Raw genomic sequence first — 19,465 nt, 5'->3', positions numbered from 1 at the left:
GCCGCGGTGTCCGTGCCGCGGCGCACCGAAGGGATACGCCATGCGAGCTGCCGCCCTCTACTCGGCCGCCGGGTCGTTGCTGCTGACCGCCCTCGTCGCCGCGCCGGCGGCGCGCGCGCGCCCGGTGCTTCGGGTGTGCCGGGCGCGGTGACCGAGGCGCGCGGCACGGCGGTCACCGCCGCGCGTGCCCGTGCGGAAGGCATCGCGTTCGGGAAGTGCCCCGCGGCGGAGGGCCTTCCGGACAGCCTGCGGTGCGGCACGGTGCGCGTCCCGCTGGACTACGCGCATCCCGACGGCAAGCAGATCGAGCTGACCGTGAGCCGGACCGCGGCCACGCACAAGGACCCGCGCAACAGCAAGCGGAAGGTGCCCCGGCAGGGCTCGCTCGTCTACAACCCGGGCGGTCCGGGCGCCTCCGGCATGGCCTTTCCGCTCGTCGGCGCACTGCCCGAGTGGCAGCGGATCGCGGCCGCGTACGACCTCGTCGGATACGCCCCGCGCGGGGTGGGCCGGTCGGCGCCGCTGTCCTGCCAGGCCCCGGACCGGTTCTTCAAGGGGCCCTCGCAGGCGCCGACGCACCCCTCGGAGTCGTACAAGAAGGAGCGGATCGCGGAGGCGAAGGCGTACGCGCACGACTGCGCCAAGCGCGCCGGGAGCGGACTGCGGTACTACAACTCGCTCAACAACGCGCGTGATCTGGACGTGCTGCGTGCCGCGCTGGACGAGGAGAAGCTGACCTTCATGGGCGCGTCGTACGGCACCTACTTCGGGGCCGTGTACGCGACGCTGTTCCCCTCGCACGTACGGCGGATGGTGCTGGACGCGGCCGTGAACCCGGACCCGGCGCAGATCTGGTACCGCAGCAACCTGGAGCAGTCGGCCGCGTTCGAGAACCGCTGGACCGACTTCCGTGAGTGGGTCGCCCGGCACGACGACGCGTACGGGCTGGGTGCCACGGCCGAGACGGTGCAGCGCAGCTACGACCGGGCGCGGGCGGCGCTGGCCGCGGAGCCGGCCGGCGGCAAGGTCGGGCCGGGGCAGTTGCAGGGCGCGTTCCTGATGGCCGGGTACTACGACGATGTCTGGCCGAGCCGCGCCGAGGCGCTGTCGGCGTATCTGAAGGGCGACACCGGGCCGCTGCTGAAGATCGCCTCGCCGGCCGGCGGGACGGGGACGGCCGCCGAGGCCGAGAACGCGAGCGCGGTGTACACGGCCGTCGAGTGCAACGACGCCCCCTGGCCGACGGACTGGGCGGTCTGGGACCGCGACAACACCCGGCTGGCGCGCGTGGCGCCCTTCGAGACCTGGGACAACGCATGGGCGAATCTGCCGTGCGCCTACTGGAAGACGCCCCGGCAGGCGCCGCTCGACGTGCGGACCGGGCCGGACGAGCTGCCGCCGACGCTGATCCTGGCCGCCGAGCGGGACGCTGCCGCGCCGTACGACGGGGCGCTGGAGATGAACCGGCGGCTGGCCGGCTCGGTCCTGGTGACCGAGCGGGACGCCGGTACGCACGGCGTCGCGGGCGGCCCGAACCAGTGCGTCAACGCCCACCTGGACGCATACCTCTTGGAGGGCCGCCTCCCGAACCGCCACACGTCCTGCGCCGCCCACCCGGAACCGAAGCCCCGAACTCCGTCCCAAAGAGACGCCCTGAAGGGAAAGGCCGACCAACACTGAGCCCTCACGGGCCCAGACGACACCGATGAGCCCCACAGGTCGGGTCGGGCAAGTCCGGCGATCGACTCGCCGACCACCGCGCGCCGACCGGTGCGCATCCCCCGGGGAAAACCCGGCCGACCCGGAAGACGCCGCACCCGATCGCACAAGCCCGCGATCACCTCACCGGCCTCTTCGCGGGCCGACCCGCGAAACACCGGGGCCCGTCAGGCCGACCCGCGATCAGCTCCCCGAGCCCCCTCGCGGGCTGGCCCACACAGCTCCGCGCCCGGTCAGGCGAGGCCCGCGATCAGTTCTGTGATCTCCTTGCGGCGGCCCGTGTAGAACGGGATTTCCTCGCGGACGTGCATGCGGGCCTCCGCGCCGCGGAGGTGGCGCATGAGGTCGACGATGCGGTGCAGGTCGTCGGCCTCGAAGGCCAGGAGCCACTCGTAGTCGCCGAGCGCGAACGAGGCGACCGTGTTGGCGCGGACGTCCGGGAAGCCGCGGGCCATCTTGCCGTGGTCGGCGAGCATGCGGCGGCGGTCCTCGTCGGCCAGCAGATACCAGTCGTACGAGCGCACGAAGGGGTACACGCTGACATAGTTGCGCGGCGTCTCGTCGGCGAGGAACGCCGGGATGTGCGAGCGGTTGAACTCCGCCGGACGGTGCAGCGCCATGTTCGACCAGACCGGCTCCAGCGCGCGGCCCAGCTTCGTACGGCGGAAGAGGTTGTACGCCTCCTGCAGCTGGTCACTGCTCTCGGCGTGCCACCAGATCATGAGATCGGCGTCGGCACGCAGACCGGACAGGTCGTACGTGCCGCGGATGGTCACGTCCTTCGCGGCGAGCTGGTCGAACAGCTCCTGGACCTCGTCCGCGTAACCCGCGCGGTCCTCGGGCAGCACGTCCTTCAGCTTGAAGACGGACCACAGGGTGTAGCGGATGACCTCGTTGAGGTCCTTGGCCAGCTTGCCCTTGTTCGGGATCCTGCCGGTCTCGGGGGTGGGTGCGTCGTCACTCATGTCCCTTATTCTCCCGCGCCACCGTGAAGACTCTGCACGGGGTCGGCGGTGAGGTCCCGCACACCGCTCGCATCGCCGCCCAGCCGGTCCACGGCGGCGTACGCGCTCGCGATGCAGGCCGGGATGCCCACGCCGTCGTACTGCGCTCCGCACACGGCCAGCCCCGGCAGCTTGGCGACGTGCTCGCGGATGCGGGCCACGCGCGCGTGGTGGCCGACGGGGTACTGGGGCAGGCCGTCGGTCCAGCGGGTCACGACCGTCCGCACGGGTGCGGCGTCGAGGCCGATGGCCGCCCTCAGGTCGTGCCGGGACACCTCGACCAGGTGGGCGTCCTCGTGCTCGAGGATCTCCGACTCGCCGTACCGCCCCAGCGAGGTGCGCAGGACGACCATGTCGGGGTCCTCCTCGGCGATCCAGCCCCACTTCCGGGAGGCGAACGTCGACGCCTTGACGGTGCGGCCGTCCACGGGCGGGACGAGGAAGCCGCTGCCGTCGGGCAGTGTGACCTCGTCGCGCCGGTAGGCGAGGGTGATCAGGGCCATGGAGGCGTACTCGACGGCCCGCAGCTCGGCCGCGGCCCCGGGGGACTCCGCGGCCAGCAGGTCCGCGGCCGCGGGCGCGGGGACGGCGACGACCACGGCGTCGGCGTGCAGGACGCGGTCGCCGCCACCGTCACGCGCCAGCCGCCGTCGGCGTCCCGGCGCAGCTCCGTGGTAGAGCCCGCGAGGTGAGGATCTCGCCCCCGCGCGCGGTGACGGACTCGGCGACGGCGAGGGGCAGTGCGCCGACACCGCCCTCGATGCCCATGAACACGGGTCCGGTCTGCCCGCCTGCCGCCGCCTTCGCCTGGATCTCGCGGACGGCCTCCGTCAGCGAGTCGTGGGTCTGTGCGGCCTGGAAGAGCTGCGGGACCGCCGAGCGCATCGAGATGCGGTAGGCGTCACCGGCGTACACCCCGCCCAGGAGGGGTTCGACGAGGCGGTCGACGACCTCGCGGCCGAGCCGCGCCGCCACGTACTCCCCGACCGCGACGTCCTCCCCGACCTCCGTGCGGGGGAGGTCGGCGTCGCGCTCGATACGGGCGAGGCCCTCGTCGGACAGCACGCCGGACAGGGCGGCGGCGGTGCCGGGGACGCCCATCACATGCCCCTTGGGCATGGGGCGCAGGGCGCCGCGGGTCCAGATCGAGGCGGCCGCGGTGGTGGGCGGCCGGAGCCGGTCGCCGAGGCCCACCTCGCGCGCGAGCCCGACCGCTTCGGGGCGACGGGCCAGCAGCGACTCGGCGCCGAGGTCGACGCGCACGCCCTCGATCTCCCCTGAGCGCAGTTTGCCGCCGAGTCTGCGGCCCGCCTCCAGCACGGTCACGCGCGCACCGCGTTCCAGCAGCCGGTGCGCGGCGGCCAGCCCCGCGATACCGGCCCCGATGACGACGACATGATCCGTGCCCGTAGGTGATCCGCTCATGGCTCCACCCTCTCAGACCCCACTGACAGTCCCGCCAGGGCCATGTGGCCCTGCCGAGTCCCGACCGTGACCGCATCGGGACTCCCCCGGCCAAACGTCCCGGCCCGGACCGGCGTCCAAGGAGCATCATCGTCACGACCCTCGGGGGTACGGCCACATGCGCACACGACATTCTGTACGACCGGCCCGGGCGCTGACCGGGATCCTGCTCGCCGCCACCCTCGCGCTCGCGGGCTGCGGCGGCTCGGACTCCTCCGGCGGAGGCACGAGCGACTCCAAGGCCGCCGCGGGAGGCGCGCCCCAGCGGGGCGCCTCCGACAGCTACTCCGGCGACGCCGCGAAGGGCTCCCGGGCGAAGGCACCCGACCTCACCGCGAACCGCATCATCCGCACCGCCTCCCTCACCGTGCGGGTCAAGGACGTGCCCAAGGCACTGGACGAGGCCCGTACCACCACCGAGAACGCGGGCGGCTACATCGGTGACGAGAGCACCACCCGGGACGCCCGCGGCCACGAGCGCACCCGCGTGGTGCTGCGCGTCCCCGTCGAGAAGTACGACGAGGTCCTCGCCGACCTCCAGGGCACGGGCAGGCTGATCGACCGCACGTCCAAGGCGCAGGACGTCACCGACCAGGTGGTGGACGTCGACAGCCGCATCCGGTCGCAGCGGGCCAGCGTGGCCCGGGTCCGGGAGCTGATGGACAAGGCGACCAGGCTCAGTGACGTGGTCACCCTGGAAGGGGAGTTGAGCAGCCGGGAGGCCGATCTGGAGGCGCTGCTCGCCCAGCAGGCGTCCCTGAAGGACCGCACGAGCCTGGCCACCATCACCCTGTCGCTGTCCGAGACGCCGGTGGAGAAGGCCGCGAAGGACGACTCCCCCGGCTTCGTGGACGCGGTGTCCGGCGGCTGGCACGTCTTCGTCACGATGCTGCGCTGGATCGCGCTGGCCCTCGGCGCGGTGCTGCCGTTCGCCGCGCTGGTGGCGCTGCTGGTGCTGGTGTGGCTGCGGGTCGTACGGCGCCGGCTGCCGCTGCGTGCGGCTCCCGCGGCCGGGGCGGCCGGGCCGGGCCCGCTGCCGCGAGCGGCCGGGAACCCGGTGAGGAGGGTGAGGAGAGCTGAGCGAGCCCGAAATGGCCCGCCCCCGTAGCGTGTTCACATGAGCATGAGCGGTGGGCGGGGCGCAACGGAGCGGCTGGTCGTGATCGGCGGTGACGCCGCGGGGATGTCCGCGGCGTCGCGGGCACGCCGGCTGCGCGGGCCCGGCGAGCTGGAGATCGTGGCGTTCGAGCGCGGCCACTTCACCTCGTACTCGGCGTGCGGGATCCCGTACTGGGTGGGCGGCGACGTCCCCGACCGGAACCGGCTGATCGCGCGCACCCCCGAGGAGCACCGCGCGCGCGGGATCGATCTGCGGCTGCGCACCGAGGTCACCGAGATCGACGTGGCCGGGCAGCGGGTACGCGCGCGTGACGTGGATTCCGGCGCCGAGTCCTGGACGTCGTACGACAAGCTCGTGATCGCGACGGGCGCGCGCCCGGTCCGCCCCGGCCTGCCGGGCGTGGACGCCCCCGGGGTGCACGGCGTACAGACCCTGGACGACGGCCAGGGGCTCCTCGACACGCTGGCACGCACGCGTGGCCGCCGGGCGGTCGTCGTCGGTGCGGGCTACATCGGCGTCGAGATGGCCGAGGCCCTCATCAACCGGGGCTACGAGGTGACGGTGGTCAACCGGGGCAAGGAGCCCATGGCCACGCTCGACCCGGACATGGGCCGCCTGGTGCACACGGCGATGGAGGGCCTGGGCATCACCATGGTCAATGACGCCGAGGTGACCGAGATGCCCACCGGGCCGGACGGCCGGGTGCGCGCGGTGGTCACAAAGGACGTGGAGTACCCGGCGGACGTGGTCGTGCTGGGCATCGGCGTACGCCCGGAGACCGCCCTCGCCGAGGCGGCGGGCCTGCCGCTCGGCGGGCGGCGCGGTCTGCTCACCGACCTCGCGATGCGGGTCCGCGGCCACGAGAACATCTGGGCCGGCGGCGACTGCGTGGAGGTCCTCGACCTGGTCTCCGGCCAGGAGCGGCACATCGCCCTGGGTACCCATGCCAACAAGCACGGCCAGGTCATCGGCACCAACGTGGGCGGCGGTTACGCCACCTTCCCGGGCGTGGTCGGCACGGCGGTGAGCAAGGTCTGCGACCTGGAGATCGCCCGCACCGGCCTGCGCGAGAAGGACGCGCACCGGGTCGGCCTGCGCTTCGAGACGGTCACCGTCGAGTCGACCAGCCGCGCGGGCTACTACCCCGGCGCCTTCCCCATGACGGTGAAGATGCTCGCCGAACACCGCACGGGACGGCTGCTCGGCGTGCAGATCGTCGGCCGGGAGGGCGCCGCCAAGCGGGTCGACATCGCCGCGGTGGCCCTCACGGCGGGCATGACGGTGGAACAGATGACCGCCCTGGACCTGGGCTACGCCCCGCCCTTCTCACCGGTGTGGGACCCGGTCCTGGTGGCAGCGAGAAAGGCGGCGGCGAAGGTACGCGCGAGCGCCGACGGCTAGGGGGTGTCGTTTGGATCATCCCGGCGTCGCGGGCCCTGGCACGCACATCTGCGGCGTTGTCGTCACTCGCCGACGCTCCGCGTCGACTCCCTCCTCCGCCTTGCAGCTGCACGCACCAGACCCCGCTCGGGGTCGGCCAGACCGCACCGTTCGTGACGGCCGACCTGATCCAAACGACACCCCCTAGGCCGAGCCGCTGATCCGCGGAAGCGCGGTCACGCCCGCGCTCGTCGTCGAGGTCGCCGGTGCGGGCTGTTCGCCCGCCGGTTTGGCGTGCGCGGCGGACGGGCGGGTGGACCGCAGGCGGTTGCTGACGGCCTCGTCCAGTGTCACCGGCCGCTGCATCTGCGCCGCCAGCCGCCCGGCCTCCTGGCCGAGTCTGGCGACATCCTCCCAGGGGAGCTTCACGACAAGGGAGAGCTCCGCCTCCCCGTCGGGCAGAGCCTGCATGGGAGGAGCAACTCGCTCGTTCATCGCCTGATCCTCACGTCGGTTGACCAGTGATACGCGTGCGCGGGCGGGCGTGTTCATCGATTCGCGGGCCGCATCGGGGGCACTACTTCTGTGTGGTCATCCCCGTGCATGACGTGAACCCGGTACGCCGCACCCCTTGGGTGACGTATGCGCTCATCGCCGCGAACGTCCTCGTCTTCGTGTCCACGCCCGGGATAGCCGGTTCCGTGGCCGGCGGCAGTGACCTGGCCCAGTTGTGCCACCTCCAGGCGTTCCTGGACCAGTACGCGGCCGTACCCCGAGAGCTGATCCACCATCAGCTGCCCCGGATGGTCCCGACGGGCGAGGTAAGGCCGGGCCCGCACGGCGCCGGGTGTGTCGTGGCCCCGCCGCGCTACGCCAAGTCGCCGCCGCTGTCGGTGTTCACGGCGATGTTCCTGCACGGCAGCTGGCTGCACCTGCTGGGCAACATGCTCTTCCTGCTGATCTTCGGCAACAACGTCGAGGACCGGATGGGCCACATCCGGTACTTCCTCTTCTACGTCGTCTGCGGCTACATCGCCGGCTACGGCTTCGCGCTGCTCAACGCCTCCTCGGGCGACCCGCTGATCGGCGCGTCCGGGGCGATCGCCGGGGTGCTGGGCGCCTATCTGGTGCTGTACCCCAGGGCACGGGTGTGGGTCCTGGTCCCGTTCCTGATCTTCCTGCCGCTGCGGCTGCCCGCCTGGCTGGTGCTGGGCTTCTGGTTCGTGCTCCAGGCGCTGTACTCGTCAGGACACGGTGTCTCCGGCGCCGGGACGGTGGCCTACGCCGCGCATGTGGTCGGCTTCGTGGCGGGGATGCTGCTCGCCTGGCCGCTCAAGCCGGGCACCCCGCCGCCACCGGAGCCGCGCAGCCTGCTGTTCGGCAGGCGGGCCCGGCCCCGGCACACGTGGTGAGTCAGTGGGCGGTTCGCGTGTGGACGTAGTCCACGAGCCGGGTCAGGGCGTCCGGGTCGGTGGAGGGCATCACACCGTGACCGAGGTTGAAGACGTGGCCCTCGAGACCGGCGGCCGTCTCGAGCACCTCGCGCGTCTTGGCCTCGACGGCCTCCTTGGTGGCGAACAGCACGGTGGGGTCGAGGTTGCCCTGGAGCGCCTTGCCGGGGCCGACGCGACGGGCGGCCTCGTCCAGCGGGACGCGCCAGTCGACGCCGACGACGTCCGCGCCGGCCTCGCCCATGAGCTTCAGCAGCTCACCGGTGCCGACACCGAAGTGGATGCGCGGGACGCCGTACCCGGCGACGGCCTGGAAGACCTTGGCGGAGGCGGGCAGCACCGAGCGGCGGTAGTCCGCGGGGGCCAGGGCTCCGGCCCAGGAGTCGAACAGCTGCACCGCGCTCGCGCCCGCCTCGATCTGGACCTTCAGGAAGGCGGCCGTGATGTCGGCGAGGCGGTCGAGGAGGTCGGCCCACAGTTCGGGGTCGCCGTACATCATCGCCTTGGCGTTCTCGTACGTGCGCGACGGACCGCCCTCGACGAGGTAGCTCGCGAGGGTGAAAGGAGCACCGGCGAAGCCGATCAGCGGGGTGGAGCCCAGCTCGCGGGTGAGCATCCCGATGGCCTCGGTGACGTAGGAGACGTCCTCGGGGGTGAGGTCGCGCAGCTGGGCCAGGTCGGCGCGGGTGCGGATCGGGCGCTCGACGACCGGGCCGACGCCGGGCTTGATGTCGAGGTCGATGCCGATGGCCTTGAGCGGTACGACGATGTCGCTGAAGTAGATCGCGGCGTCCACGTTGTGCCGGCGCACCGGCTGGAGCGTGATCTCGGTGACCAGCTCGGGCCGCATGCAGGACTCCAGCATCGGAATGCCCTCGCGCACCTTGCGGTACTCCGGCAGCGAGCGCCCGGCCTGCCGCATGAACCACACGGGGGTGTGCGGCACGGGTTCACGCCTGCACGCCCTGAGGAAGGCGCTGTCGTACGTCGCTGTCGGCTGCTGGCCCGTGGGGCTTGCGTTGGCACTCACGACGGCAAGTCTCGCACGGCCCGGAAGCCGACGTGGCCGCGGCCTTGAGGGTGTCTCTCCCTGCGCGAAGGCCCCGTTCCCCTTAATCTTCCCCGCATGGCTGCGGCTCAGGGACGACTGTCGGACGGCGCTGGCGAAATGGACGACGCGAAGGAGACGGGGGAGGCGGAGCGGCACAAGGACAAGGCGGCTCCGCCGGCCTTCCGGGCCGCGGTCGAGGCGATCAGGAGCGCGCGGCTGCGGCCGCAGGTCGAAGTGGAGCCGACACCGGCTCCGCAGCGGCTCGCCCCGTTCGCGTACGCCCTGGAGGCGGCGGTGGTGGACGGCGACCAGGAACTCGCCGACGGCCGACTGGTCATGCTGCACGACCCGGACGGGCACGAGGCCTGGCACGGCACCTTCCGGCTGGTGACGCTGGTGCGCGCCGAGCTGGAGCCGGAGATGGCGGCGGACCCGCTGCTGCCCGAGGTGTGCTGGTCGTGGCTGACCGGGGCGCTCCAGGCGCGCGGGCTGTCGTACGGCGAGCCGAGCGGCACGGTCACGCGCGCGAGCTCGCACTACTTCGGCGGGCTGTCCGAGCGCCCGGCCGCCTCCCAGATCGAGATCCGTGCCTCCTGGACACCCCGTGAGGGACTGGGCGGGGTCCCGGACAGCGCGGCGCATCTGGCCTCCTGGTGCGATCTGCTGGCCCAGGTCGCGGGTCTGCCGCCGGCCGCCCCGGGCGACGCCTCGGTGGTGACCCTGCCGCAGCGCCGCCGGGGACCGCAGTCCCGTTGACCGCCGACTTTCGTTGATCATCATCTCGTTGACCATCTCTTTGTCGATACGGCCACATTCAGTCCCGTAATCGCCACGACTCGAGCCGACTCGATCTTCGGGTGATCGATCGCGTGTCCGAATTGCACGGATTGTTACTCACTAGATCGTGATCATTCTCTAAAGGCGGACGGGTTTGATGCCGAAGACAGCTGTGACCTTGAAAGCACGGTTCGTCCCGGCTTCATCCCCAGAGCCGGCCCCGTCCCGCACTCCAGGAGGCCTGGTGTCCGTTCTTCTTGAGCAGCCCGCAAGCCTGGTCGCCTACCGCCCGAACAAGCCGACCGCCATGGTGGTCGTGGCCGACCCGCGCGTCCGCTCCACCGTCACCCGTCATCTGTGGGCGCTCGGTGTGCGTGATGTCATCGAGGCCTCGTCCATCGCGGAGGCTCGTCCCCGCATCGGCAACCCCCGCGACATCTGTGTCGCCGACGTCCACCTTCCCGATGGTTCCGGCCTGACCCTCCTCTCCGAGACCCGTGCAGCAGGCTGGCCGAACGGGCTGGCACTGTCCGCCGCCGACGACATCGGCGCCGTGCGCAACGCCCTGGCCGGCGGGGTCAAGGGCTATGTCGTCACCGGGACCCGGACCAACATCGGGCTTCCCACCAGACCGGGCACCTCCCCCATCGGCGCCACCGCCGCCCGTATGCACCGCCGCCCCCCGGGTTCCCCGAGCCACCCGGGTGGTTACCGCGAGCTGTCCGGCCGCGAGGTCGAGGTGCTGCGGCTGGTGGCGGAGGGCCAGTCGAACAAGGCGATCGGTGTCTCGATGGGCCTGTCCGCACTGACCGTCAAGAGCCACCTCGCCCGCATCGCCCGCAAGCTCGGCACCGGCGACCGGGCCGGAATGGTCGCGGTGGCCCTGCGCACCGGGATCATCCACTGAACCGGCCGAAACCGCACGCCGAGCCCGCCGGAGGCCCCGTACCCACCTACCGTGTTCGTTCACTCACGTGAACGAGATGTTTCACCGACCTGACTGGTTTACGACCCCCTGACGCCCGTCGACGGAACGTTCCGTCGACGGGCGCTGTCCACACACAGATACCCTTGACAGGTGACCGACGCCCAAGACACCGCAGCCGACATGCCACTGCGCACCACCGGAGGGACCCCTCCGGACGACGGCGGATCGTCAGCGGCGGGGGCGCCGATCCCTTTGCTCGAACCGCGTGAGGGCATTCCGCCGGTGATCGCCGACGAGGCTTCGCTGGCCGAGGTGATCGCCGCCTTCGCCGCCGGCTCCGGCCCCGTGGCCGTGGACGCCGAGCGCGCCTCCGGCTACCGCTACGGCCAGCGCGCCTATCTGGTGCAGCTACGCCGCGAGGGGGCCGGCACCGCGCTGATCGATCCAGTCGCCTGTCCCGACCTGTCGGGTCTCGGCGAGGTCCTGTCCGGTGTGGAGTGGGTGCTGCACGCCGCCACCCAGGACCTGCCCTGCCTGCGCGAGATAGGCATGGTGCCCAGCCGCCTGTTCGACACCGAGCTGGCCGGCCGGCTCGCCGGGTTCCCCCGGGTCGGCCTGGGCGCGATGGTCGAGGGCGTGCTCGGATTCGTACTCGAGAAGGGGCACTCCGCCGTCGACTGGTCGACCCGGCCGCTGCCCGAGCCATGGCTGCGGTACGCGGCCCTGGACGTCGAGCTGCTCGTCGATCTGCGCAACTCCCTGGAGAAGGAGCTGGACCGGCAGGGCAAGCTGGAGTGGGCCCGCCAGGAGTTCGACGCGATCGCGAGCGCCCCGCCCGCCGAGCCGCGCAAGGATCCCTGGCGTCGTACGTCCGGGATGCACAAGGTGCGGCGCCGGCGGCAGCTCGCCGTGGTGCGGGAGCTGTGGGAGACACGGGACCGCATCGCCCAGCGGCGGGACGTCTCGCCCGGGAAGGTGCTCAGTGACGCCGCGATCGTCGAGGCGGCGCTCTCCCTTCCGGTCAATGTGCACGCGCTCTCCGGGCTGAACGGGTTCGGGCACCGGATGGGCCGGCGCCAGCTCGAGCAGTGGCAGGCCGCGGTGGACCGGGCCAAGGCCCTCACGGAGGCGCAGCTGCCGCAGCCGGGGCAGCCCGTCGCCGGACCGCCGCCGCCCCGGGCCTGGGCCGACAAGGACCCGGCCGCCGCGGCTCGGCTCTCCGCCGCGCGCGCCGCGGTGTCGGCGCTGGCCGAGCGGCTCACCATGCCCCAGGAGAATCTCATCGCCCCGGACACCGTGCGGCGGCTCTGCTGGGAGCCGCCGAAGTCTGTGGACATCGACACCGTGAGCGGTGCGCTGTCCGGGTACGGTGCGCGGCCGTGGCAGGTGGCGCAGGTGACGCCGGCGCTCGTCGACGCACTGTCGGTGAAGGACGCGTAGCCGCCGCAGCGGTTCGTGACGCACCGCCGGCATCGAGATCACGCCAAGATCCTGGACGCCCCGCACGAGGAAGCGCGCGGGCAGGGCCGCCTCGTCGAAGGCGGCTCTGCCCACGCGCTTCCTGGTGACGGTCGCGTCCTCCTGATGGTCGCATCCTCGCCGATGTGACGTTCGCCGCTCCCCGCGTCAGGGGTGTGCAGCTACGTTACCCACAAGTAGCATGGGCCCTGAGCGCGCGCTCAGCTCTTGCGCGTCGCAGCAGTGCCATCCCGCACCCTGGAGGAGAGCCATCGTGCCTCGTACCGTCAGGGATGTCGTCTTCGTCGACGGCGTCCGCACCCCGTTCGGCAAGGCGGGCCCGAAGGGCATCTACCACGAGACCCGCGCCGACGACCTCGTCGTGAAGGCGATCCGGGAGCTGCTGCGCCGCAACCCCGGCCTCGACCCGAAGAAGATCGACGAGGTCGCCATCGCCGCGACCACGCAGATCGGTGACCAGGGCCTGACCCTCGGCCGCACGGCCGGCATCCTCGCCGGTCTCCCCCAGTCCGTCCCGGGCTACTCGATCGACCGTATGTGCGCCGGCGCCCTGACCGCCGTGACGACCACCGCCGGTTCGATCGCGTTCGGCGCCTACGACGCCGTCATCGCCGGTGGCGTCGAGCACATGGGCCGCCACCCGATGGGCGAGGGCGTGGACCCGAACCCGCGCTTCGTCAGCGAGAAGCTGGTCGACGAGTCCGCCCTGTTCATGGGCATGACCGCCGAGAACCTGCACGACCGCTACCCGACCATCACCAAGCAGCGCGCCGACGAGTACGCCGTGCGCTCGCAGGAGAAGGCCGCCAAGGCGTACGCCGACGGCAAGATCCAGCAGGACCTTGTGCCGATCTCGGTGCGCCGCACCAACCCCGAGGCCGGCGAGACCGGTTGGGGCCTGGTCACGGCCGACGAGCCGATGCGCCCGGGTACGACACTGGAGAACCTGCAGGGCCTCAAGACCCCGTTCCGCGTCCACGGCCGGGTCACCGCCGGTAACGCGGCCGGTCTGAACGACGGCGCCACCGCCTCGATCATCGCGAGCGAGGACTTCGCCCGCGAGAACAACCTGCCGGTCAAGATGCGCCTGGTCTCCTACGCCTTCGCCGGCGTGGAGCCCGAGGTCATGGGCTACGGCCCGATCCCGGCCACGGAGAAGGCCCTCGCCCAGGCGGGGCTGTCCATCTCCGACATCGGTCTCTTCGAGATCAACGAGGCCTTCGCCGTCCAGGTCCTGGCCTTCCTGGAGCACTACGGCATCGCCGACGACGACGCGCGCGTCAACCAGTACGGCGGCGCCATCGCCTACGGCCACCCGCTGGCCTCCTCCGGTGTCCGTCTGATGACGCAGCTGGCCCGCCAGTTCGAGGAGCAGCCGCACGTCCGCTACGGCCTGAACACCATGTGCGTCGGCTTCGGCATGGGCGCGACGGTCATCTGGGAGAACCCGCACTTCGAGGGGGACAAGTGAGCACCACCGCTGAGCTTCTGAAGGGTGCGGCCGAGCTGTTCCCCGACGAGGTCGTGACGTCCGCGCACGTACGCCACCTCGACCTGCCGTTCGGCGCCGGGCGCTTCGCGCTCATCACGCTCGACAACGGCTTCGACCACACCAAGCCGACCACCTTCGGTCCGGCGTCGCTGGCGAACCTCAACACTGCCATCGACCAGGTCGAGGCGGAGGCCGCGGCCGGCGACATCGTCGGTGTCGGCATCACCGGCAAGCCGTTCATCTTCGCGGTCGGCGCCGACCTCAAGGGCGTCGAGCTGCTGAAGAAGCACGAGGACGCGCTGGCCATCGGCAAGGGCGGCCACGAGGTCTTCAAGCGTCTCGCGGGCATCGCGGTCCCGACCTTCGCGTACTACAACGGTGCCGCCATGGGCGGTGGCGTCGAGGTCGGTCTGCACTGCGCCTACCGGACCGTCTCCAAGGCGATCCCGGCGTTCTCGCTCCCCGAGGTCTTCCTGGGTCTGGTCCCGGGCTGGGGCGGCTGCACGATCCTGCCGAACCTGATCGGCGCCGACAAGGCCGTCTCGGTGATCATCGAGAACAGCCTCAACCAGAACAAGCAGCTCAAGGGCCAGCAGGTCTTCGACCTGGGCATCGCCGACGCCATCTTCGAGGGCGCCGACTTCCTGGAGCAGTCGCTGATCTGGACCGCGAACGTCCTCAAGGGCGACATCGAGGTCGAGCGCCCGGTGATCGACCGCGGCGAGGGCTGGGACCAGGCCGTCGCCAAGGGCCGCTTCATCGCGGACTCCAAGGTGCACGGCGCGGCCCCGGCCGCCTACCGTGCCCTCGACATCATCGCGGCCGCCAAGAACGGCGACCTGCAGCAGGGTTACGACGCCGAGGACAAGGCGCTCGCCGACCTGATCATGGGCGGCGAACTGCGCTCCGGCATCTACGCGTTCAACCTGGTGCAGAAGCGCGGCAAGCGCCCGGCCGGTGCCCCGGACAAGAACCTGGCGCGCCCGGTCACCAAGGTCGGCGTGGTCGGCGCGGGCCTGATGGCCAGCCAGCTCGCGCTGCTCTTCCTGCGCCGCCTGGAGGTCCCGGTCGTCCTCACGGACATCGACCAGGAGCGCGTCGACAAGGGTGTGGGCTATGTCCACGCCGAGATCGAGAAGCTGCTCGGCAAGGGCCGTATCAACCAGGACAAGGCCAACCGCCTCAAGGCGCTGGTGACCGGTGTCCTGGACAAGGCCGAGGGCTTCGCGGACGCCGACTTCATCATCGAGGCCGTCTTCGAGGAGATCGGCGTCAAGCAGACGGTGTTCGCGGAGGTCGAGGCGGTCGCCCCGGCGCACGCGATCCTCGCGACCAACACCTCCTCCCTGTCGGTGACGGAGATGGCGTCGAAGCTCAAGAACCCCGAGCGGGTCGTGGGCTTCCACTTCTTCAACCCGGTCGCCGTCCTCCCGCTCCTGGAGATCGTCCGGGGCGAGAAGACCGACGACGCCTCGCTGGCCACCGCCTTCGCGGTCGCCAAGAAGCTGAAGAAGACCGCGGTCCTCACCAAGGACGCCCCGGCGTTCGTGGTGAACCGCATCCTGACCCGCTTCATGGGTGAGATCCAGAACGTCATCGACGAGGGCACCCCGGTCGAGGTCGCCGAGAAGGCCATCGAGCCGCTCGGCCTGCCGATGTCCCCGCTGGTGCTGCTGGAGCTGGTCGGCCCCGCGATCGGTCTGCACGTCTCGGAGACCCTCAACCGGGCCTTCCCGGACCGCTTCAAGGTCTCCCCGAACCTCGCGGCCGTCGTCAAGGCGGGCAAGCGCGGCTTCTACGTCTACGACAGCGGCAAGCCGGAGCTGGACCCCGAGGTCGCGGCGCTGCTCAAGCAGGGCGATGTCGTCCTGACCGAGGAGCAGGTCCGGGACCGCGTCCTCGACGCGGTGGCCCAGGAGATCGGTCTGATGCTCGACGAGGGTGTCGTGGCCGAGGCCCAGGACATCGACCTGTGCCTGATCACCGGCGCCGGCTGGCCCTTCCACCTGGGCGGCATCACGCCGTACCTGGACCGTGAGGGCGTCTCGGAGCGGGTGAACGGCAAGAAGTTCCTGGCTCCGGGCGTGGCGAGCGTCCCGGCGTAACCGGTTCCGCGGCGTTCCGTACGGACGATGCCCGGCGCACCCCAGTGGTGTGCCGGGCATCGGCGTCTCAGGAGGCGGGGGGACGGGCGTTCTCGACATGGACGACGTGCAGTTCCCTGCCGTCCTGGTCGCGCTTGGACCGGCCGTGGATCCCGACGGCCAGGTGCGAGGGGTCGGAGGGCTCGTCGAGCCCGACGAAGGTGACCACGTCCGGGTGATGACCCGTCACCAGCCAGCCCTCGTCGTTCTTGAGCTCGAGTACGCGGAAGTCGCCCGCGGGCCCGGCCACGTGCACGGGGCCGAACTCCCGCAGGATTTCGGTGGCCCGCTCGTCGAGTTGCCCCTCGGGATCCTCCAGCACCACGCAGGTGCCGTGCTCGAAGAGCACCCACGATTTTCCGGATCCGGCGAGCAGACGGCGCCATGTGTCGATGAGTGTCTCGGTGTCCACGCGGTCATCCTCGCGCACTCAGACCTCCCGCCACGCCTCCAGCGCCAGTCCCGGCTCGTCCTTGCGGCGGGTGACCAGGAGTCGGCCGCTCGACGGGGACAACGTTGCCGCGACCACGCGGTCGTTCTCGTCCAGCGCGAGGGCCACCACGGCGTCCGCGGGGAGCTGGGGACCCGACTCGGTCCACCAGGCACCCGCCGTCTCGTCCTGGGTCGGATACGCGGCGAAGGCCACGCGGCCGCTCGACGAACGCTGGGCGAGGAGGGTGCAGTCGTGACCGTCCAGTTCGCAGCGGACCGCCGCGACCGGGCCGTCACCGGCCGCGGGGAGCAGGGCTACGGGCTTGCCGCCGGGGCGCCAGGCGCAGATGTCGCCCGAGTCGTCGGTGTAGAAGAGGGTGGTGCTGTCGGGCGAGGTGGCCAGGGCGTGCAGGGTGCCCGGGCGGGCCGGGGCCTCCAGCGCCTCCTGAAGGACCGGCTCGGTGCCCGGTTCCTCCTGACGCCAGTGCAGTACGGCGCCGGGGACGGCCGCGTAGAGCTCGACCCGGCCGGACTCCCCCGTCACCGCCGCGAGTTCCTCCTGGACGTCCCGGCCCTTCAGATCGCGCCAGGGGCCCCAGCCGCCCTTCTCCTTCTGGGCCAGCAGGCTCACCGAGCCGCCCCCGTTGCGTACGAAGACATGGGCCCGGCCCTGTGCGTCCACGGCGACCGCCGGGGTGCCGGTGCGGTCGCCCTTCTTGTCGGGGTGTCCGACCGGAGCCCAGTCCAGGGCGGCGAGATGCGGCCGGAAGTGGGTGGAGTGCACCACGCCCGACTCACCGGCCACCGTGGGCCGCCAGGAGACCAGATGGGCGTAGCCGTCGGCACCCTGACCGACGGCGAGCACGGGATGCAGCCGCTGGTCACCGCCGACCTTCCGCGGAACACTCCAGGGACCACCGGAACCGCGCTCCGCCCGGCACAGGACGGCTTCGCCCGACCGCAGGTAGACACTGAGCCGGCCGTCACGGCCGCGTATGAGCCAGTCGCCGTTCACCGCATCACTCTATGCCGCACGAGCCGCCGACCGGGGCCCGCCCCTTGCCGGTTGCCGCGTCGGCGGCCGCGCGGGTGTTCTGTGGGTGTTCGGGGCGCGTCGCCGTGGGACGCTTGGCGTATGGACGAGGATGCGCCGCTGCTCGTGATCGTCGATGCCGCGAACGTGGTCGGGTCGGTGCCCGACGGATGGTGGCGGGACCGGAAGGGGGCCGCCGAGCGGCTGCGGGACCGGCTGGCGTCGGAGGGGCTGCCCGGTCATCCGAACCCCGTGGAGATCGTGCTCGTCGTCGAGGGCGCGGCGCGCGGTGTGGAGTCCGCGCCCGGACTGCGGGTGGAGTCGGCGCGGGGCAGCGGCGACGACCGTATCGTCGAACTGGTCGAGGAGAACCACGGCCGCCCCACCCTGGTCATCACCGCCGACCGCGAACTGCGGCGCAGGGTGATGGAGTTGGACGCGGAGGTGACGGGCCCCCGGGCGGTGCTCGGCGGTACGCCCTAGTCCCCCTGGTCCCGCGCCACCCGGGCGTACAGCACCGCCCCGTCCACCTCCCCCACCGGTTCGTACCGTGCCGCGAGGAGCCGGCGCAGGCCCGGGACGCGTTCCGGGGCGTACGGCTTGCCTCTGGAGTCGTCGACCACCAGGGCCGGTGCGTGGGTGGTCATCTCCTCGCGGAAGACGGGCCAGGTGCCCTGAACGGCGTACTTCTCGCCGACCTCGGGGCCGCCCCGGCCGCCGCTGAAGTTGGTGAGGAGCCCCGCGGTGAGATAGCGGCTGGCGGGGGTGCGCTCGGACAGCCAGTACGTCTCCGGGTGTATCCCCCATACGAGGACCCGGTCGGTCAGCGCCGTGCGGTGGGCCACGGCGGAGGCGAGGCGCTGGGCGTGGGTGAGTTCGGGGCGGGGCGCCAGCAGGCCCCAGGCCAGGAAGAGGACGCAGCAGCAGGCCGAGGTGAGGACCGCCGCCGTCAGCCGCTGCCGGGGCAGGATCTGCAGCGCGGCCGTCGCCAGCAGGGCGAGCGGCGGGATGAGTTGCAGGTAGTAGTGGCCGAAGAAGTGGAAGCCGAGGAGGACGGCCGGGGCCGACGAGGCGAGCCACAGCCACAGGTCGACCGCGCCCGTGCGGGCCAGCCGCAGGGCCCGTACCACCGGCGGGATCAGGCCCGCGCAGGCCACGGCCAGGATCACCGTGTTGGTCAGCGCCCGGACCAGGGCATGGAGTTCGGAGCCGGTGAAGGAGGCGTACGCCCCCGATCCGGTGACCGTCCAGAAGACGAAGCCGGCCGGATCGGTGACCAGGGCCGCGCCGAGCACCGGCAGGGTCACCCCGGCGACCAGCCGCAGCACCCCGCCGCGCGGCGCGCCGTGCCGGTACGCGAGCCACAGCACCGGCACCAGCACCGCCCCGCCGGTCTGCTTGGTGAGCAGGGCGCAGGCGGCGGCCGCCCCGGCCGCGCCCCAGCGGCGGCGGTCCGCGCACCACATCGCGGCGGCCGTGCAGGGCAGCATGAACACCTCGAACGTGGCGGCCTGCGCGTCCTCGGGGTTGAGCCCCACGGAGACCAGCAGATACAGCCCTCCGGCCGTCCGGCCCGCGGTGTCGCCCCACCGGCGCCGGGCGAGCGAGGCCAGCAGGACGGCGGTGAGCAGTTGTGCGAGCACGGCGAGGATCCGCACCGGGGTGAGCGATCCGGAACCGCCCAGCGCGAACGCGGCCTGGTACAGCCACGGCACGAGCGGCGGCTTGCGGTCCACCACCGTCTCGTACAGCTGTCCGCCGTGTGCCAGCATCCGGGCCTGCACGGCGAGAAAGCCCTCGTCGGGGTTCCACAGCGGCCGCGCGAAGGACGGCACACGGGTCACACAGGCCAGGGCCGCCAGCAGCGGCAGCAGCCGCGTCCAGTACGCCTTCCGTGCGATTACGGAACGTGGAGGGGCGGGCTGCGCGGCGGACATGGGGAGCACGCTATCCGGCCCCGCGGTCTCCACCGAAGCGGGACATACGGGGCC

Annotated in this window: 15 protein-coding genes and 2 pseudogenes; 10 read left to right on the top strand and 7 right to left on the bottom strand. The window is 71.9% G+C overall.

Features of this window, described 5'->3' with window-relative positions; all coding sequences use genetic code 11:
* Window positions 1–40: 40 nt before the first annotated feature.
* Window positions 41–1,680, top strand: a pseudogene (locus tag N8I87_RS31395) (alpha/beta hydrolase).
* 272 nt (window positions 1,681–1,952) lie between these two features.
* Here N8I87_RS31395 and hemQ read toward each other — a convergent pair.
* Both hemQ and hemG read right to left on the bottom strand, forming a co-directional pair.
* Window positions 1,953–2,684: a hydrogen peroxide-dependent heme synthase gene (hemQ, locus tag N8I87_RS31390; protein WP_263213761.1), complete on the bottom strand. Its 732-nt coding sequence runs from the start codon at window positions 2,682–2,684 to the stop codon at window positions 1,953–1,955.
* Window positions 2,685–2,689: 5 nt separating this feature from the next.
* A pseudogene (gene hemG, locus N8I87_RS31385) lies at window positions 2,690–4,148 on the bottom strand (protoporphyrinogen oxidase).
* A gap of 157 nt (window positions 4,149–4,305) precedes the next feature.
* On the opposite strand from hemG, the gene N8I87_RS31380 reads away from it, so the two are divergent.
* Both N8I87_RS31380 and N8I87_RS31375 read left to right on the top strand, forming a co-directional pair.
* Window positions 4,306–5,295 (top strand): DUF4349 domain-containing protein, encoded by a 990-nt coding sequence (locus N8I87_RS31380; RefSeq protein WP_263213760.1) that lies wholly within the window; start codon window positions 4,306–4,308, stop codon window positions 5,293–5,295.
* Between the two features lie 9 nt (window positions 5,296–5,304).
* On the top strand, window positions 5,305–6,708 hold the full coding sequence (locus tag N8I87_RS31375) for an FAD-dependent oxidoreductase (protein WP_263213759.1): 1,404 nt from the start codon (window positions 5,305–5,307) through the stop codon (window positions 6,706–6,708).
* Between the two features lie 183 nt (window positions 6,709–6,891).
* On the opposite strand, the gene N8I87_RS31370 is transcribed toward N8I87_RS31375, so the two are convergent.
* Window positions 6,892–7,182, bottom strand: a complete 291-nt coding sequence (locus tag N8I87_RS31370; RefSeq protein WP_263213757.1) for a hypothetical protein — start codon at window positions 7,180–7,182, stop codon at window positions 6,892–6,894.
* A 92-nt stretch (window positions 7,183–7,274) separates the two neighbouring features.
* On the opposite strand from N8I87_RS31370, the gene N8I87_RS31365 reads away from it, so the two are divergent.
* Complete coding sequence (locus N8I87_RS31365) at window positions 7,275–8,099, top strand: rhomboid family intramembrane serine protease (RefSeq protein ID WP_263213756.1); 825 nt, start codon at window positions 7,275–7,277, stop codon at window positions 8,097–8,099.
* A gap of 1 nt (window position 8,100) precedes the next feature.
* Here the strand turns inward: N8I87_RS31365 and hemE are convergent, their stop codons facing one another.
* Window positions 8,101–9,168 (bottom strand): uroporphyrinogen decarboxylase, encoded by a 1,068-nt coding sequence (gene hemE / locus N8I87_RS31360; protein ID WP_263213754.1) that lies wholly within the window; start codon window positions 9,166–9,168, stop codon window positions 8,101–8,103.
* Between the two features lie 96 nt (window positions 9,169–9,264).
* Between hemE and N8I87_RS31355 the strand changes: the two genes are divergently transcribed.
* From N8I87_RS31355 to N8I87_RS31335, 5 genes are all read left to right on the top strand, one after another.
* Entirely contained in the window at window positions 9,265–9,945 is a 681-nt protein-coding gene (locus N8I87_RS31355) for a DUF3000 domain-containing protein (RefSeq protein WP_263213752.1), read from the top strand.
* Between the two features lie 265 nt (window positions 9,946–10,210).
* A complete protein-coding gene (locus N8I87_RS31350) occupies window positions 10,211–10,873 on the top strand; it encodes a response regulator transcription factor (RefSeq protein WP_263213751.1) in 663 nt (220 codons plus the stop codon).
* A 171-nt stretch (window positions 10,874–11,044) separates the two neighbouring features.
* Window positions 11,045–12,334, top strand: a complete 1,290-nt coding sequence (locus N8I87_RS31345) for a ribonuclease D (RefSeq protein ID WP_263213750.1) — start codon at window positions 11,045–11,047, stop codon at window positions 12,332–12,334.
* A gap of 292 nt (window positions 12,335–12,626) precedes the next feature.
* Window positions 12,627–13,844, top strand: a complete 1,218-nt coding sequence (locus N8I87_RS31340) for a thiolase family protein (protein WP_263213749.1) — start codon at window positions 12,627–12,629, stop codon at window positions 13,842–13,844.
* Window positions 13,841–15,970, top strand: a complete 2,130-nt coding sequence (locus N8I87_RS31335; RefSeq protein ID WP_263213747.1) for a 3-hydroxyacyl-CoA dehydrogenase NAD-binding domain-containing protein — start codon at window positions 13,841–13,843, stop codon at window positions 15,968–15,970. The genes N8I87_RS31340 and N8I87_RS31335 overlap by 4 nt, the downstream gene beginning before the upstream one ends.
* Before the next feature lie 67 nt (window positions 15,971–16,037).
* On the opposite strand, the gene N8I87_RS31330 is transcribed toward N8I87_RS31335, so the two are convergent.
* Both N8I87_RS31330 and N8I87_RS31325 read right to left on the bottom strand, forming a co-directional pair.
* Window positions 16,038–16,421 carry a hypothetical protein gene (locus N8I87_RS31330; protein ID WP_263213745.1) on the bottom strand — a complete coding sequence of 128 codons (384 nt, stop codon included), beginning with the start codon at window positions 16,419–16,421 and terminating at the stop codon, window positions 16,038–16,040.
* Between the two features lie 18 nt (window positions 16,422–16,439).
* The gene (locus tag N8I87_RS31325) at window positions 16,440–17,456 is read right to left on the bottom strand and encodes a PLL family lectin (RefSeq protein WP_263213744.1); all 1,017 of its coding nucleotides are present in this window, start codon (window positions 17,454–17,456) and stop codon (window positions 16,440–16,442) included.
* A 120-nt stretch (window positions 17,457–17,576) separates the two neighbouring features.
* Here N8I87_RS31325 and N8I87_RS31320 point away from each other — a divergent pair, with 120 nt between their 5' ends.
* A complete protein-coding gene (locus tag N8I87_RS31320; RefSeq protein WP_263213742.1) occupies window positions 17,577–17,957 on the top strand; it encodes a PIN domain-containing protein in 381 nt (126 codons plus the stop codon).
* Here the strand turns inward: N8I87_RS31320 and N8I87_RS31315 are convergent.
* Window positions 17,954–19,411, bottom strand: coding sequence for an ArnT family glycosyltransferase (locus tag N8I87_RS31315; protein WP_263213740.1), 1,458 nt, complete (start codon window positions 19,409–19,411; stop codon window positions 17,954–17,956). The genes N8I87_RS31320 and N8I87_RS31315 overlap by 4 nt on opposite strands.
* Window positions 19,412–19,465 lie beyond the last annotated feature (54 nt).

The sequence above is a fragment of the Streptomyces sp. HUAS 15-9 genome, from assembly GCF_025642155.1.
Lineage (GTDB): Bacteria > Actinomycetota > Actinomycetes > Streptomycetales > Streptomycetaceae > Streptomyces.
This window is presented reverse-complemented; position numbering and strand designations above follow the sequence as displayed.

Coding starts and splice junctions, on each gene's coding strand:
- N8I87_RS31320 (WP_263213742.1), top strand. CDS start 17,577: ATGGACGAGGATGCGCCGCTGCTCGTGATCGTCGATGCCGCGAACGTG.
- N8I87_RS31355 (WP_263213752.1), top strand. CDS start 9,265: ATGGCTGCGGCTCAGGGACGACTGTCGGACGGCGCTGGCGAAATGGAC.
- N8I87_RS31315 (WP_263213740.1), bottom strand. CDS start 19,411: ATGTCCGCCGCGCAGCCCGCCCCTCCACGTTCCGTAATCGCACGGAAG.
- N8I87_RS31370 (WP_263213757.1), bottom strand. CDS start 7,182: ATGAACGAGCGAGTTGCTCCTCCCATGCAGGCTCTGCCCGACGGGGAG.
- hemQ (WP_263213761.1), bottom strand. CDS start 2,684: ATGAGTGACGACGCACCCACCCCCGAGACCGGCAGGATCCCGAACAAG.
- N8I87_RS31375 (WP_263213759.1), top strand. CDS start 5,305: ATGAGCATGAGCGGTGGGCGGGGCGCAACGGAGCGGCTGGTCGTGATC.
- N8I87_RS31380 (WP_263213760.1), top strand. CDS start 4,306: ATGCGCACACGACATTCTGTACGACCGGCCCGGGCGCTGACCGGGATC.